The organism is Brevundimonas sp. (assembly GCF_035999125.1).
Classification (GTDB): Bacteria; Pseudomonadota; Alphaproteobacteria; order Caulobacterales; family Caulobacteraceae; genus Brevundimonas.
In genome coordinates this window covers 50,586-65,646 of record NZ_DASYGX010000006.1, presented here as the reverse complement: position 1 = coordinate 65,646, position 15,061 = coordinate 50,586, and the positions used below count along the sequence as shown (strand labels likewise).

General features: G+C 70.6%; 17 protein-coding genes. 11 read left to right on the top strand and 6 right to left on the bottom strand.

Annotated features, from left to right (window positions below; translation table 11 throughout):
* The first annotated feature begins 72 nt into the window (after positions 1-72).
* From VGN45_RS04200 to VGN45_RS04165, 8 genes are all read left to right on the top strand, one after another.
* Positions 73-300 (top strand): DUF6489 family protein, encoded by a 228-nt coding sequence (locus tag VGN45_RS04200; protein WP_327459670.1) that lies wholly within the window; start codon positions 73-75, stop codon positions 298-300.
* Between the two features lie 139 nt (positions 301-439).
* Positions 440-1,732, top strand: a complete 1,293-nt coding sequence (gene mnmE, locus VGN45_RS04195; protein ID WP_327459668.1) for a tRNA uridine-5-carboxymethylaminomethyl(34) synthesis GTPase MnmE — start codon at positions 440-442, stop codon at positions 1,730-1,732.
* A gap of 64 nt (positions 1,733-1,796) precedes the next feature.
* A complete protein-coding gene (gene mnmG / locus VGN45_RS04190; RefSeq protein WP_327459665.1) occupies positions 1,797-3,647 on the top strand; it encodes a tRNA uridine-5-carboxymethylaminomethyl(34) synthesis enzyme MnmG in 1,851 nt (616 codons plus the stop codon).
* A 2-nt stretch (positions 3,648-3,649) separates the two neighbouring features.
* Positions 3,650-4,261: a 16S rRNA (guanine(527)-N(7))-methyltransferase RsmG gene (gene rsmG, locus VGN45_RS04185; RefSeq protein WP_327460174.1), complete on the top strand. Its 612-nt coding sequence runs from the start codon at positions 3,650-3,652 to the stop codon at positions 4,259-4,261.
* A complete protein-coding gene (locus tag VGN45_RS04180; protein WP_327459663.1) occupies positions 4,251-5,048 on the top strand; it encodes a ParA family protein in 798 nt (265 codons plus the stop codon). The genes rsmG and VGN45_RS04180 overlap by 11 nt, the downstream gene beginning before the upstream one ends.
* Before the next feature lie 17 nt (positions 5,049-5,065).
* Positions 5,066-5,962 (top strand): ParB/RepB/Spo0J family partition protein, encoded by an 897-nt coding sequence (locus tag VGN45_RS04175; RefSeq protein WP_327459660.1) that lies wholly within the window; start codon positions 5,066-5,068, stop codon positions 5,960-5,962.
* Positions 5,938-6,585 carry a class I SAM-dependent methyltransferase gene (locus tag VGN45_RS04170; protein WP_327459658.1) on the top strand — a complete coding sequence of 216 codons (648 nt, stop codon included), beginning with the start codon at positions 5,938-5,940 and terminating at the stop codon, positions 6,583-6,585. Before VGN45_RS04175 ends, VGN45_RS04170 begins: the two co-directional genes overlap by 25 nt.
* Positions 6,586-6,589: 4 nt before the next feature.
* Positions 6,590-6,775, top strand: coding sequence for a hypothetical protein (locus VGN45_RS04165; protein ID WP_327459656.1), 186 nt, complete (start codon positions 6,590-6,592; stop codon positions 6,773-6,775).
* Here the strand turns inward: VGN45_RS04165 and holA are convergent.
* From holA to VGN45_RS04145, 4 genes are all read right to left on the bottom strand, one after another.
* Positions 6,772-7,824, bottom strand: a complete 1,053-nt coding sequence (holA, locus tag VGN45_RS04160; RefSeq protein ID WP_327459654.1) for a DNA polymerase III subunit delta — start codon at positions 7,822-7,824, stop codon at positions 6,772-6,774. The two genes, VGN45_RS04165 and holA, sit on opposite strands and share 4 nt — an antisense overlap.
* Before the next feature lie 4 nt (positions 7,825-7,828).
* Entirely contained in the window at positions 7,829-8,305 is a 477-nt protein-coding gene (lptE, locus tag VGN45_RS04155) for an LPS assembly lipoprotein LptE (protein ID WP_327459652.1), read from the bottom strand.
* Positions 8,302-10,860, bottom strand: a complete 2,559-nt coding sequence (gene leuS / locus VGN45_RS04150) for a leucine--tRNA ligase (protein ID WP_327459650.1) — start codon at positions 10,858-10,860, stop codon at positions 8,302-8,304. The genes lptE and leuS overlap by 4 nt, the downstream gene beginning before the upstream one ends.
* Before the next feature lie 101 nt (positions 10,861-10,961).
* The gene (locus VGN45_RS04145) at positions 10,962-11,444 is read right to left on the bottom strand and encodes a DUF3576 domain-containing protein (RefSeq protein ID WP_327459648.1); all 483 of its coding nucleotides are present in this window, start codon (positions 11,442-11,444) and stop codon (positions 10,962-10,964) included.
* 295 nt (positions 11,445-11,739) lie between these two features.
* Here VGN45_RS04145 and VGN45_RS04140 point away from each other — a divergent pair, with 295 nt between their 5' ends.
* Positions 11,740-12,138 (top strand): NtrZ family periplasmic regulatory protein, encoded by a 399-nt coding sequence (locus VGN45_RS04140; protein ID WP_327459646.1) that lies wholly within the window; start codon positions 11,740-11,742, stop codon positions 12,136-12,138.
* Here the strand turns inward: VGN45_RS04140 and VGN45_RS04135 are convergent.
* Complete coding sequence (locus tag VGN45_RS04135; RefSeq protein ID WP_327459644.1) at positions 12,135-12,770, bottom strand: thiamine phosphate synthase; 636 nt, start codon at positions 12,768-12,770, stop codon at positions 12,135-12,137. The genes VGN45_RS04140 and VGN45_RS04135 overlap by 4 nt on opposite strands.
* On the opposite strand from VGN45_RS04135, the gene VGN45_RS04130 reads away from it, so the two are divergent.
* Positions 12,769-13,458, top strand: coding sequence for a YggS family pyridoxal phosphate-dependent enzyme (locus VGN45_RS04130; protein WP_327459642.1), 690 nt, complete (start codon positions 12,769-12,771; stop codon positions 13,456-13,458). The genes VGN45_RS04135 and VGN45_RS04130 overlap by 2 nt on opposite strands.
* A 64-nt stretch (positions 13,459-13,522) precedes the next feature.
* Positions 13,523-14,209 (top strand): response regulator transcription factor, encoded by a 687-nt coding sequence (locus VGN45_RS04125; RefSeq protein WP_327459640.1) that lies wholly within the window; start codon positions 13,523-13,525, stop codon positions 14,207-14,209.
* A gap of 1 nt (position 14,210) precedes the next feature.
* On the opposite strand, the gene VGN45_RS04120 is transcribed toward VGN45_RS04125, so the two are convergent.
* Complete coding sequence (locus VGN45_RS04120; protein ID WP_327459638.1) at positions 14,211-15,026, bottom strand: hypothetical protein; 816 nt, start codon at positions 15,024-15,026, stop codon at positions 14,211-14,213.
* Between the last annotated feature and the right edge of the window lie 35 nt (positions 15,027-15,061).

Genomic DNA, 15,061 nt, shown 5'->3' with positions numbered 1-15,061 from the left:
TGGCCCTACCGCACGCGCCGCGGGCCCTCGCTGCTTGAGGGCCGTGTTTCACGTGAAACGAGGAGACGCCCGATGAAGGTCAACGTCGAGATCGACTGCACCCCGGCCGAAGCGCGGACCTTCTTGGGCCTGCCCGACGTGACGCCGCTGAACGACGCCATGGTCGCGGAGATGCGGAAGCGGATGCAGGACAACGTCGCGGCCATGCAGCCCGAAGAGTTGATGAAGACCTGGACCAGCTTCGGCCTGCAGGCCCAGGACCAGTTCCGCCGCCTGATGGAAGCGGCGGTCAAGCCGTAGTGTCCGTCTCCTCCCCATCTCTGATGGGGAGGGGGACCGCGAAGCGGTGGAGGGGCTCTCTCCACCGCGCCACCCCCTCCGTCACGTCGCCTACGGCGTCGCGCCACCCCCCCATCGCTTCGCGACAGGGAGGAGACGGATGAGTTCCGCCATCTTCGCCCTCGCAACGCCACCGGGCCGAGGCGCGATCGCCGTGGTCCGTCTCAGCGGGGCCGGGACGGCCGGGGCTCTGGTCCATCTGGCCGGGAGCGTACCTCCGCCCCGCCTCGCCACACTTCGAACTCTCCGTCACAAGGGCGACCGCCTTGATCAGGCGTTGGTTCTCTGGTTCCCCGGCCCGGCATCCTACACCGGAGAGGACGTCGCGGAGCTGCATCTCCACGGCGGGCGCGCAGTGGTCGAGGGCGTGCTTGGCGTTCTGTCGGACTTGGGCCTGCGCCCCGCGGATCCCGGCGAGTTCACACGTCGGGCGTTCGAGAACGGGCGCATGGACCTGGCGCAGGCCGAGGCGGTGGCCGACCTGATCGACGCCGAGAGCGCGGCTCAGGCGCGGCAGGCGCTGGGCCAGCTCGACGGCGCCCTGAGCGCGGTCTACGCTGGCTTCCGCGCCGACCTGCTGAGGGCGCTGGCCCTCGTCGAGGCCGAGATCGACTTTCCGGATGAGGATGTGCCCGACAACCTGGCCCGGACGGCGGGCCCCGTTCTGGATCGCCTGGCCGACGATCTTCGCCGCGCCCTCGCGGACGCCGGTCGCGGCGAGCGGGTGCGGGAAGGCTATCGCATCGTCCTGATCGGCGAGACCAACGCCGGCAAGAGCTCATTGTTCAATGCGCTCGTCGCGCGCGAGGCGGCCATCGTGACGCCCATCCCCGGCACGACTCGCGACGTTCTGGACGCCCAACTGGTCCTCGACGGCTATGCGGTGACCTTGTCGGACACCGCGGGGCTGAGGGAGTCCGACGATCCCATCGAGGCCGAGGGCGTCCGTCGCGCCCGAGCGCGCGCCGAGGCGGCCGACCTTCGGCTCTGGGTCCGGGCGCCCGGTGATCCGGAGGGCGCCGCTGCGGATTTCGTCCGTCCGGACGATCTGGTCATCTGGACCAAGGCGGATCTCCGCGCCGAAGGGGAGGGCCTGCAGGTGTCCACGGTCACGGGCGAGGGCATGGACGCGCTCCATGCCGCGCTAGGCGAGCGGCTGCGGGGGGATCTGTCAGGGGCCGACTTCCCGGCGGTGACGCGCGCGCGGCATCGCCTGCGTCTGGCGGAAGCGCTCGACGCCGTGGAGGCCGCGCGCCCCGCGCTGGAGCCGGCCCCCGAGATGGCAGGCGAGGACCTGCGTCGTGCGGCGACCGCTCTGGCCCAGGTGACCGGCGAAATTGGGGTGGAGGACGTCTTGGGCGAGGTCTTCGCCAGCTTCTGCATCGGCAAGTGACGTTTCACGTGAAACGTCGGCCGCGGTGGATTCGAGGGGCCAGATCGACTATGTCCCGCGTCCCATGATCAGCTTCGACGTCATCGTCATCGGCGGGGGACACGCCGGCTGCGAGGCTGCGGCGGCCTCCGCACGCGCCGGCGCGCGCACGCTTCTGTTGACGCAAAGGCTCGAGACCGTCGGTGAGATGAGCTGCAATCCCGCGATCGGCGGCCTGGGGAAGGGCCATCTGGTCCGCGAGATCGACGCCATGGACGGCCTGATGGGTCGGATGGCCGATCTGTCGGGCATCCAGTTCCGCATGCTGAACCGGTCGAAAGGCGCCGCCGTGCGGGGGCCGCGAAGTCAGATCGACCGGCGCCTGTATCGTGAGGCCATGCAGGCCGAACTGGGCGGCACGCCGAACCTGACGCTCATGGCCGGCACGGCCGAGCGCCTGACGCTTGACGGCGACCGCGTGGTCGGCGTCGTCACCGGCGCCGGCGAGGCGATCACCGCCGGAGCCGTGGTTCTGACGACCGGCACCTTCCTGAACGGCGTGATCCACAAGGGCGACCAGCGCATTCCCGCCGGCCGCCATGGAGAGGCGCCCTCGACGGGCCTCGCCGCCGATCTGCACGCCGCCGGTCTGGCGCTCGGGCGTCTGAAGACCGGCACGCCCGCGCGTCTGGATGGTCGCACCATCGCCTGGGACCGGCTGGAGATGCAGGCGGCGGACGACGAGCCCGTCCCCTTCAGCTTCCTGACGGATCGGATCACCGTGCCGCAGATCGCCTGCGGCATCACCGCGACGACCGCGGAAACGCATCGCATCATCGCCGAGAACCTCGGCGAGAGCGCCGTCTACGGCGGCCGTCTCTCCGGCAGGGGCCCCCGATACTGCCCGTCGATCGAGGACAAGGTCGTCCGCTTCGCCGACAAGACCTCGCACCAGATCTTCCTCGAGCCCGAGGGGCTGGACGATCCGACCGTCTATCCCAACGGCATCTCCACGTCGGTGTCCGACGCCACCCAGACGGCCTTCCTGCGGACCATTCCCGGGCTGGAGGCGGTGGAGGTGTTCCGCTTCGGCTATGCCATCGAGTACGACTACGTCGATCCGCGCGAGCTGACGCCGGGGCTGGAGGTCAAGGCGCGGCCGGGCCTGTTCCTGGCCGGTCAGATCAACGGCACGACCGGTTATGAAGAGGCCGGCGCTCAAGGATTGATGGCCGGTCTGAACGCGGCGCGGAAGGCCGGCGGTCAGGAGCCGATCGTGATCGGCCGCGACCAGGGCTACGTCGGCGTGATGATCGACGATCTGGTCACGCGCGGTGTGACCGAGCCCTACCGCATGTTCACCAGCCGGGCGGAGTGGCGGCTGAACCTGCGCAGCGACAACGCCGATCAACGGTTGACCCCAATCGGCGACGCCGCTGGGATCGTGCGGCCGGAGCGCCGTCGCCGCTTCGTCGACAAGCAGGCGTGTGTGGCCGAGGCTCTGTCTATGGCGCGGGACATGACCTTCACGCCCAAGGAGGCGGGTGCGCTCGGCATCGCCGTGAACGCCGACGGCCGGCGCCGTTCCGTGCGCGACCTTCTGGGCCACCCCGGCGTGACGCTGGATCAGTTCCGGTCGGTTCTGCCGCAAATCGCCGACTGGTCGCCGGAGGTGCGCGAGCAGGTGGAGGTGGACGCCGCCTACGCCGGATATCTGGATCGTCAGGCCGCCGATGCCGCCGCGCTGAAGCGGGACGAAGATCTGCGCCTGCCGGGCGACCTGGACTACGGCGCGGTGGGGGGCCTGTCGAACGAGGTGCGGGAGAAGCTGGAACGAGTGCGGCCGATCAGCCTGGGTCAGGCGGGACGGATCGAGGGCATGACGCCCGGCGCGCTTACGGCGCTGCTGGCCCACGTGCGGCGCGTGGCGGCGTGACGCTGGACGCCGCGGGGTTCCGGGCCGCGACAGGGGCGACTGAGGCGGAGGCCGCGGACCTTCAGACCTATCTCTCCCTGCTGACCGAGGCCAACGCGGTGATGAATCTGGTGGGGCCCGACAGCCTGCCGGATTTCTGGAACCGCCACGCCCTGGATTCGGCGCAGCTGCTGGATCACGCGCCGGAAGCCCGAATCTGGGCCGACCTCGGCGCGGGCGCCGGCCTGCCCGGCGTGGTGCTGGCCGTCTTCATGAAGGCGCGGGGCGGTCACGTGCACCTGATCGACAGCCTGCAGAAGCGATGCCGCTTCCTGCAGTGGGTCGTCGACGCGCTGAGGCTTCCGGCGACCGTCGTCTGGGCTCGGGCGGAAGAGCAGGCCGTCAAGGCCGACGTCGTGACGGCCCGGGCGGTGGCGCCGCTGACGAAGCTGCTCGGCTATGCACAGGCTTATCACCAGAAGGGGGCGGCGGGCCTGTACCTGAAGGGCGAGAAGGCCGAGGCCGAGGTGGCGGAGGCCCGCAAGGTCTGGCAATTCGAAAGCCAACTGTTCCCGTCGCGCAGCGACGCGCGGGGACGCGTGGTGTCCGTCCGGAGTCTTCGCCGTGTCCGCTAAGTCTCGCGTCCTGGCCGTGTCGAACCAGAAGGGCGGGGTGGGCAAGACCACGACCGCCATCAACCTCGGCACCGCTTTGGCGGCGATCGGCCAGCGCGTCCTGATCGTCGACATGGACCCACAGGGCAATGCTTCGACCGGCTTGGGTGTTCCACGTGAAACACGCCGGGTGACGATCTACGACGTCATCGTGGACGGACGAGCGGTTTCCGAGGCCGCCGTCGAGACCGCCGTTCCCGGTCTTCACATCGTCCCCGCCGACGCGGACATGTCGGGCGTCGAGATCGAACTCAGTCAGGCCGACCGGCGGTCCTACCGTCTTCGTGACGCCTTGGCGGCTCAGGATCTGGATCGACCCTACGACTACGTTTTGATCGACTGCCCGCCCTCGCTGAACCTGCTGACGCTCAACGCCATGTCCGCCGCCGACGCGGTCCTGGTGCCGCTGCAGTGCGAATTCTTCGCGCTGGAGGGTCTGACGCAGCTGATGAAAACCGTCGACATGGTCCGTCAGAGCCTGAATCCGAAGCTGGAAATCCAGGGTCTGGTGCTGACCATGTACGATCGCCGCAACGCCCTGTCGGGCCAGGTCGAGGCCGACGTGCGCGCGCATTTCGGGGACAAGGTGTATGACTCCGTCATACCGCGAAACGTCCGCGTTTCGGAGGCGCCGTCGTTCGGAAAGCCGGCGCTGATCTACGATCTGAAATGCGCGGGCAGCCAGGCCTATCTGCGGCTGGCGCGGGAAGTGGTGGCGCGCGAGCGCGGCCGGCTGCAGGCGGCCTGACGCCGGTGGAGGGGATGATGAGCGAACGCCAGCGCGGCTTGGGTCGAGGTCTTTCGGCCCTGTTGGGGGAACAGGTGGCCGAGAGCGCTCCGGTCGACGGGGGTCCCGCGCCCGCCGGCGTTCGCAGCGTGCCGATCGAGGCGCTGAAGCCCAATCCGGATCAGCCCCGCAAGATCTTCGCCAAGGAGGATCTGGACGAACTGGCCGGCTCCATCCGTGATCGGGGCGTGCTGCAGCCCATCCTGGTGCGCCCGCATCCCGACGTGCCCGGATCCTGGCAGATCGTCGCCGGCGAGCGCCGCTGGCGCGCGGCCCAGCAGGCGCGCCTGACCGAGGTGCCGATCGTCGAGCGCGTTCTGGACGACGTGGCGGTGCTGGAAGTCGCCATCATCGAGAACGTCCAGCGCGCCGACCTGAACCCGCTTGAAGAGGCCGAGGCCTATCGTGTCCTGATGGACCGCTTCGGCCGGACCCAGGACGCCGTGGCCGGAGTCGTCGGCAAGAGCCGCAGCCACGTGGCCAACACGCTGCGCCTGCTGCAACTGCCGCCGCGCGTGCTCGACTATGTGCGCGAGGGCAAGCTTTCAGCCGGACACGCGCGCGCGCTGATCAATACGCCGGATCCCGCGTCCCTCGCCGACCGCGCCTTCATGGAGGGCCTCAACGTCCGGCAGACCGAGGCCCTGGCCCGTCGCGCGACCGAGGGGGACCGCCCTGCGCCCGCCAAACCGCGCGCCGTGCCTCTCAGCGCGGAAACCGACCCCGACATCGCCGCCCTGCAACAGGATCTGGCCGACGCGCTGGGCCTCAAGGTCGAATTGTCGGCGCGGCCGGGCGAGAAGGGCGAACTGACCCTGCACTGGCGCAGCCTCGACCAGCTGGACGACCTGTGCCGCCGCCTGATGAAGGTCTGAAACCCGACGCGGCGGCGGAGGAGATCGTCGATCTCTATGCCCGCCACGCCGACGCCTGGGCCGAGGCGCGGGGCGACACGCTTCTGGCCGACGAAGCCGTCCATCTGAATCGGTTCATGTCGTCGCTGCCGGTGGGAGGCGAGGTTCTGGACCTGGGCTGCGGTTCGGGGCGGCCGATCGCGGCGACCCTGATCGGGCGCGGCTTCCGCGTCACCGGCGTCGACGCCTCGCCCGGCCTGATCGATCTCTGTCGCGCGGGGTTTCCGGAGCAGGCGTGGATCGTCGCCGACATGCGCCGCCTCGATCTGGGACGCCGGTTCGACGGGCTTCTGGCCTGGTGCAGCGCCTTTCACCTCACCGCGGAGGATCAGGAGGCGATGGCGGCCGTCTACGCGCGGCACGTCGCGCCCGGGGGACGGCTGATGTTCGTCGGCGGCCCGCGCCGCGGCGTCGCCATGGGCGAATGGATGGGGCGGCCTCTCCATCACGCCAGCCTGGATCCGGCGGAGTATCGCGAGGGGCTGGAGCGGGCCGGCTTCGACGACGTGCAGGAGCGGGTGCTGAAGCCCGACGCCGACGAGGGGGCGCGGGTCTGGACGGCGCGGCGAAAGACGTCAGACTGACGCCATGACCGAAAACCCGAAGAACCCGACCGCCGAAGCGATGAAGAAGGCCCTGGCCGCCAAGCGTGCGGGCGCATCGGCGCCGAAGTCGGGCGGCTTCAAGCCCGGTCAGCACGCCGAAAAAGCGGTGGAACGTCAGAACTCGGCGCTGAACAAGCCGGCGTTCCGACGGGCGTCCAAACGCGGCTAGAGCCCCAGCCGTCGCGCCCGAGCGCTGATCTCCAGGATCAGACGCTCTGCGATCAGCTGATCCGGCGATCCCGTGGAGCGGCAGGCCAGTTCCGCGGCGTTCAGCGAATCCATGACGGCGTCCAGGGCGTCGGGCGTCCACGACTTCGTCTGGCGCAGCACTTCGGCCTCCTGTTTCCAGAAGACGCCGGCGGACTTGGCGGCCTCCTTGGCGCCGGCGCCGGCCCCCATCAGCGTCTGGATGCGGATCAGGATCTGCAGTTGACGCCCGATCGCGCGCAGGGCGGCGACGGCGCCCTCGCCCTCCAGAAAGGCGCGGCGCAGGCCGGACTGGGCGGGCGCGGCCTTGCCGCCGAAGGCCTGTTGGGCCGCGTCCTGCAGGCTCGCGTCCGGTTCCACGCCCAGATGCTGCTCCAGCTCGGCGACGTCCAGGGTGCGCCCGCTGCCGGGGCCGATGAACAGGGCCAGCCGCTCGATCTCCTGGCGCATCAGGCCGCGCTCGCGGGGCAGGCGGGCGACGAAACGGTCCAGCGCGTCGCCGGTCAGGCCGACCTTGTCGGCGGCCAGGGCCTCGCGCGTCATGCGCGCCACGTCGCCGACCTCGTCCTCGTAGCAGGCGATGGCCGCGGCGTTGGGGCTGGCCTCCGCCGCCTTGCGCAGGGCGGAGTCGCGGCCGAGAGCGCCGGCTTCGACCACCAGCAGGGCGTCGGGATTGAAGCCGCCCTCCGCATGGGACTTCAGCGCTGCGGCCAAAGCCTTGTCGGTCGCGGCCTTGTCGGCCGACAGGCGCACCCGCACCAGACGCCGCCCGCCCATCAGCGACATGGCGGCCAGCGCGTCCTCCAGCCGGCCGTCGCCGGCGTCGACGTCGCCGTCGGTCAGCAGGCTGACGTTGAAGGGGTCGTTGAGATCGGGGGTGACGGTCTTGCAGAGGATTTCAGACCTCTCGGCCACGCCGGAGCGGTCGCGGCCGTGGATGACGACGGCGCGCACCATGGGGTCGGGGGATTTCAGAAAGCGCTCGACCTCGGGGCGCTTGCTCAGGATCACGGTATCAGCGCCCCGCGATCGCGGCCAGAACGTCCAGCCGCACCTCGCGCGCCAGTTCGGCGGCGGCGCGGACCTCCGCATCCTCCTGAGCGGCGATGGCGGCCACCGGCTGGTCGGCGGAGGCGTAGGTGACCACGGCGGTCTCCACGCCCGTCACAGGCTCGCCGCCGGACGCCGGCGTCAGGGTCCAGCTCATCCGCACGGTCAGCTCATAGCGGGCGGCCGTATCGTCGATGCGCCGCCCGACGGGACGACGGTCCTGCTCGACGGCCGTCTCCAGCCGCCAGGCGGCCGCGGCGCCGATCCGCGTTCCGAACGCGTCTTCCAGCGCTTCGCGCAGACGGTAGCCGAAGCGATCGTCGGGCGTCGTGACGGCCACGCCTGACAGCGCCAGACCCGCGCCCTCGCCGTACATCGGCGTGAAGCCGCAAGCGGTCAGGCTCAGGCCCGCGGCCGCGATCAGGGCAAGGCGCCGGATCACGAAACCACCAGATTGACGATCCGATCAGGCACCACGATCACCTTGGTCACGGCCACGTTGTTGGAAGACAGATAGGCCTGAACCGTCGTATTGGCCAAGGCTGCGGCTTCGACGATCTGGGCGTCGCTGCCTCGCGGCACGACCACTTCGGTACGACGCTTGCCGCCGATCTGGATCGGCAGGGTCACCTCGTCGTCGGCCGCCAGCGTCGGGTCGAAGATCGGCCACGGCGCGTCCAGAATCATCCCGGTTTCTCCCAGCCGCGTCCAGCATTCCTCGGCCAGATGCGGCACGAAGGGGGAAATCAGGCGCGCGAAGGCGGACAGCGCCTCGCGGCGCGCCTCGCCCCCGGCCTGCTCGTGCGCCTTCAGCGCGCCCAGGAAACCGTAGAGTTTCGCGATGGCCGAGTTGAAACGGAACTGTTCCACACCTTCGGTGACGGCCTTGATCGTCTTGTGGGTTTCGCGGCTCAGAGCGGCGTCGGCGTCAGCAGATCCGGACCCGATATCCCTGTCGAACTCGGCCCACACCCGCTGGACGAAACGGCTGGCCCCCTCGACTCCGCCGGTGGTCCACTGCACGTCCCGCTCCGGGGGGCTGTCGCTGAGGACGAACAGGCGGCCTGCATCGACGCCGTGCAGGTCCACGATCTCCTGCGGGGCCACCACGTTCTTCTTCGACTTCGACATCTTCTCGACGTCGCCGATGACCAGCGGCTCGCCCGTCGAGAGGCGGCGCGCCGTACGTTTTCCGGCCTCATTGATCAGGTCGACGTCCGACGGCTCGACCCAGGCGCCGTCGGCGGTGCGATAGGTCTCGTGCACCACCATGCCCTGGGTGAACAGGCCGGCGAACGGCTCCTTGACGCTCATCAAGCCCGCGTCGGACAGGGCCCGGCTGATGAAGCGGGCATAGAGCAGGTGCAGGACCGCGTGCTCGACGCCGCCGATGTACTGATCCACCGGCAGCCAGCGGTTCGCCGCCTCCGCATTGATCGGCTCGGCCGCGTGCGGGTCTGCGAAGCGGGCGAAGTACCAGCTGGAGTCCACGAAGGTGTCCAGGGTGTCGGTCTCGCGCGTCGCGGCCGCGCCGCACGACGGGCAGGCGACGTGCCTCCACGTCGGATGGCGGGCCAGCGGATTGCCGGGCACGTCAAAGGTCACGTCCTCGGGCAGGACGACCGGCAGCTGATCGGCGGGAACCGGCACGACGCCGCACGCCTCGCAGTGGATGACCGGGATCGGACAGCCCCAGTAGCGCTGACGGCTGACGCCCCAGTCACGCAGGCGATAGACCGTCGCGCCCGTGCCCTGACCCAGGGCCTCGATGCGGGCGATGGCCGCGGCCTTGGCCGGCTCGACCTCCAGCCCGTCAAGAAAGTCGGAGTGGAACAGGCGGCCGGGGCCGACGTAGGCCTCGTCGCCCACCGAGAAGTCGTCGCCCGCGCCGTCGGGGCGCACCACCGGGATCACCGGCAGGTCGTACTTGCGGGCGAAGTCCAGGTCGCGCTGGTCGTGAGCCGGGCAGCCGAAGATGGCGCCCGTGCCGTAGTCCGACAGGATGAAGTTGGCGATCCAGACCGAGACCTGACGCCCGTCGAACGGGTGGATGACCTTCAGGCCGGTGTTCCAGCCGATCTTCTCGGCCTGTTCGATGTCGGCGGTGGAGGCGCCGCCCTTGCGGCATTCGGCGACGAAGGCGGCGACGGCGGGGTCCGCCGCGGCCAGCTTCTGCGAGATCGGGTGATCGGGGGCCAGACCCAGAAAGCTGGCGCCGAACAGGGTGTCGGGCCGGGTGGTGTAGACGGTGATTCCGTCCTCGAAGCCCTCGGGGGCCTGACCGGCGAAGCGCCAGGTCATCTCCAGACCCTTCGACCGGCCGATCCAGTTCTCCTGCATCAGCCGGACCTTGTCGGGCCAGCGGCCCTCCAGCTCCTTCAGCCCCTCGATCAGGTCGTCGGCATAGTCGGTGATGCGCAGGAACCACTGGTTCAGCTTGCGCTTCTCGACCACCGCGCCGGAGCGCCAGCCGCGGCCGTCGATCACCTGCTCGTTGGCCAGCACGGTGTTGTCGACCGGATCCCAGTTGACCGTGCCCTCGCGCCGGTAGACCAGACCGCGCCGGAACAGCTCCAGGAACCAGGCCTGCTGCTTGCCGTAGTATTCCGGCTCGCACGTCGCGAACTCGCGGCTCCAGTCCAGCGACAGCCCCAGCAGCTTCAGCTGTTCGCGCATGGCGGCGATGTTCTGGCGGGTCCAGGCGCCGGGATGGACGTTCCGCTCCATGGCCGCGTTCTCGGCCGGCATGCCGAAGGCGTCCCAGCCCATGGGGTGCAGGACGTCGAAGCCCTGCATACGCTTCAGTCGCGCGACCACGTCGCCCATCACATAGTTGCGGGCGTGGCCCATGTGGATGTTCCCGGACGGATAGGGGAACATCTCCAGCACATAATATTTCGGCCGGCCGGTCGGCGCGTCGGGCGCGCGGAAGGCGTCGGCGGCCGCCCATCGCGCCTGTTGGCGGGGTTCGGCGGTCTTGGGATCGTAGCGGGCCACGGGCGGCGGTTCCTGAAGGGCGAAGGGCCCGTCAGGCTCGGCCTCGGGGCCCGGAATCAGTCGGGGAGGGCTGGACGCCCGTCAAGCCGGGCGCGCGAGGATCAGGCCGCGTCGGCCAGGTTGAACTGACGCGCCTTGGTCAGGATGGCGTTTTCCAGATCCGTCTCGGTCTGGGGATCGACGGCGGCGGCGACCCACTCTCCGCTCGCGTCGCGCACCTGCTTGACCAGCGACACGTTCAGGGCGTCGGCGCGCAGGCGCGTGTCCAGAATGAAGACGGTCGCCTTGAAACGTTCGTTCGGCGTCGCCGGATCGCTGTACCAGTCGTAATTGATCACGCCGCCCCAAGGATCGGCGCTGGTCAGGGGCATGAAGCTGAGGGTGTCCAGGGTCGCGCGCCACAGATAGGCGTTGACGCCGATGCCGACCTGGGCGCCGGACGCGACGGGCGAGGTTCCGCCGCCGCCCAGGACGTCGCCGACCGTCGGTCCGAACGGACGCTCGGTCGAGCAGGCCGAAAGGGCCAGACCCGCCGTGACCGCCATGAGAGCCGCCGCGCCGACCTTCGCCGTCCTGAACCGCATCGATGCCACTCCGTATGGTTTCCGTCAGCGCCCGGAGGGGCCGCGGGCGCCCCCTCAAGGCGCGGTCGCGCTCTATAGCACGGCGAAAAGGGGCGATGACAAGGCGAAGTCGCGGCCGAACGGCGATCCGACGGCCGAAGCGGGACTTTCCCGCGTCAGGGGAGAGGCGCCGCTCGATCTTCCCGTGACGCGGGCGACACAAGCGCGACCGGAACGACGTCCCCGGCCTCGCGTTCGATTGACCGCCCCATTCCCCGGCGCCTAAGTGTCGGCTTGGGTTTTCAGAAAGACGACCATGAACGCGCGCGTGCGGAAAATCGGGGTCACGGGGGTCGCTTCTGCGGCGCTCGCCGCCGCGTGCCTGCTCGCGGCGCCCGTCGACGTCTTGGCCCAGACCCGTCCCGTCGTCAGCGCGGGAGAGGCCGCCCGCGCCTCGCAGATCGCCCCATCCCGCCGCGCCCTGCGTCTGGACCGTTCGGGCCGCTGGAGCGTGGACTTCTCACTGGATCCCTCGACCAGCCGCCCCGACCGGGTCGGCGACGTGGGCGCCGGGGCCTATTATCGGGTCAATCCGCGTCTCAGCGTCGGCGCCTCCGCCGGCCTCGTCGAAGGACCGGTCGATCCGGGCCGCCCGGCTCAGTCCGACCGCAACGCGGCCCCTCGCGTCCGGCTGGAATCGACCTTCCGCTTCTAATCCGCGAAAGCCCGCACGACGGCGTCGATCGCGGCGATTCCGCACGCGCCGGATCCGGTGAGCTCGCGCGCCCTGCGCGCCGTCACGCCGCCCAGGGCATAGGCCGGGACTTTCGCGGCCGACACGGCGTCGCTGAATGCCCGAACGCCCAAGGCGGGCCGCGACGCCGAGGCGCCGCCGGCCGGAAAAGCCGGAGAGATCAGCAGGGCGTCGACGCCGTGGGGGCCGTCGCCGGGCGGATGAAGAGCGGCGGTGATCAGCCAGTCCGGTCGCAGCCGCCGAAGCGCGGGGGCGCGCCCCGCGTCGCGTTCCGGCAGATGGACGCCGTCGGCCCCGACGGCCCCGGCCAGTTCGGCGTCGGCCGCGATCAGGAGCCTGACGCCCGCCGTCCGCGTGGCTTCCCTCAGTCGTCGGGCCTCCTCAGGAGCTTCCGGCCGGCCGAAACCGCGATGGATCACCGCCGCTCCGGCGGGCAGACGGGCCGCGATCCGCCACGGCTGAGGCGTGCGGTCCGGATCGGTCAGGAAGATCAGCGGCGGCAGGCGCGCGGCGCGGGGGTCGACCGCCGACGCCGCGCGGTTTAGGTCCAGCGCGGTACGCCACAGGTCGTCACAGGAAGTCCGCCCGTCCATGGCCGCCTCTTCGCCCATGCCGCCGCCCGCGTCCATCGCCGCGCGTCTGGACCAGGCGCGGGCGCGGATCGCTGCGGCCGAACGCGCCGCCGGCCGCACGCCCGGCTCGGTCGTCCTGACCGTCGTGACCAAGACCCAGCCGCCGGAAACCGTCGACGCGGCGATCGCGGCCGGGGCGTCGGTCTTCGGCGAAAACCGGGTTCAGGAGGCGCAGGGCCGCTGGACCGACCGGCGACGCCCGGCCGAACTGCGCCTGATCGGCCCGCTGCAGTCCAACAAGACCGGCGCCGCCTGCGCCCAGTTCGACGTGATCGAGACGCTGGACCGCGACGGCCTGCTGACCGCCCTGGCGTCCGAAGCCCAGCGGCGCGGGGCCTGTCCGCGGCTGCTGATTCAGGTCAACACGGGGGAGGAGCCGCAGAAGGCGGGCGTCGCGCCGCGCGACGCCGACGCCCTGATCGCCCGCGCCCGCGCCGCCGACCTGCCGGTCGAGGGGCTGATGTGCATCCCCCCGGCCGAGGAGGCGCCGGGCCCCCATTTCGCGCTTCTGGCCCTCATCGCGGCGAGGAATGGGTTGAACGTCCTGTCGATGGGCATGAGCGACGACTTCGAGACGGCGGTCCGTTTCGGGGCCACGCATGTGCGGCTGGGCTCCGCCCTGTTCGGTCCGCGCGGCCCCGTACGGTGAAGCCGAACGGGTTTTCGGGCGTTCGGGGTTGGCGTTCCCGCCCAGCGTCGCCATTGTCGAGACCATGCCCAGCGCCAAGACCATACTGATCATCGACGACGACGACGACCTGCGGGAGGCCCTGGCCGAACAGCTGGCCCTGCATGAGGAGTTCGCCCCCATTCAGGCGACGACGGCGGGCGAGGGCGTCAAGCTGGGCCGCGAATCGCGCGCCGACCTGATCCTGCTGGACGTCGACCTGCCCGACATGGACGGCCGCGAGGCCTGCCGCCTGCTGCGCAAGGACGGGGTGTCGACGCCGATCATCATGCTGACGGGCCAGACCTCGGACAGCGACACCATCCTGGGGCTGGACGCCGGGGCCAACGACTACATCACCAAGCCCTTCCGCTTCGCCGTGCTGCTGGCCCGGATCCGCGCCCATCTGCGCAGCCACGAGCAGTCGGAAGACGCCGTCTTCCGCATCGGCCCCTACGACTTCCGCCCCGCGTCGAAGATGCTGATGGGCGACAAGGGCAGGAAGGTCCGGCTGACGGAGAAGGAGACCAACATCCTGAAGTATCTCTATCGCGCCGGCGCCAAGGCCGTGTCGCGCGAGGAGCTGCTGACCGAGGTCTGGGGCTACAACGCCGGCGTCACCACCCACACGCTGGAAACCCACATCTATCGCCTGCGCCAGAAGATCGAGCCGGAACCGGGCCAGGCCCGCCTGCTCCTGACGGATCAGGGCGGGTACAGGCTGCAGCCTTAGGTCACCCCGGCCGCCACTGACTGAGCACGGCGCCGTCGGGCGTTTCGAAGGCGACGCGGTCGATGCCGACGGCGGCGACGCAGGTCGGTCGGGCGTCGGGTCCGGGGGCGCGGCAGCGGAAGGCGCGTCCGTCGGGGAAGCTCGTGATCCGACCCTCGATCCTCAGTCGCCAGCCCTGAGCCGGGACCTGCGTCGGCGCGCCGTCGGTGGCGCGCACGACGTGGCGATAGGCACGGCCTTCGCGGCGGGTCAGGCGCGAGGCGCCTTCCGCATGCACGGCGGCCAGGCCCACGCTGGGAGGTTCGGCGAAGGCGACGCCGATCTGCAGCGGGTCGGCGCGCACGGTGGGGCAACGGTCTTCCAGCAGCCAGATGCGGTCGATCCAGAATCCCTCCACCGCCTCCCAGTCGGCGCCCGCGCCGGTGATCAGCGCCGAGGCCGTCCAGTCCGCCGGCGTCAGCGACAGGGCCACGCCCTCTCCCGCCTCGCCCTGACGGACGGCGCGGGCCAGACCGTCGATGCCGCCCTCCGTCGCCTGCGGCCCGCCGCAGCCGAAGGGGAGGCTGACCGAAAAGCTGCGGCCGACCAGCGGATCGCCTTCGCCGCCCGTTGTTCCGATCGCATAGGCGCCGGCCGCCGCCGCCGCCCCGCCGATCAGGTCGGCGCGGGTCAGGGGCATGGCGGGGTTGGTGGAGGGCGGCGCCTCGACGACGGGTCCCGGCGCCGGCACGGCGTCCACGGCCTCGTCGCGCCCGCAGGCGGTCAGTCCCAGCGCCAGCAGGACGGCGCAGCCCGTCTTCACCTTCGCGTCAGCCATGCAACGAAGCCTAGCAGCCGTGCGCTGAGGACGCG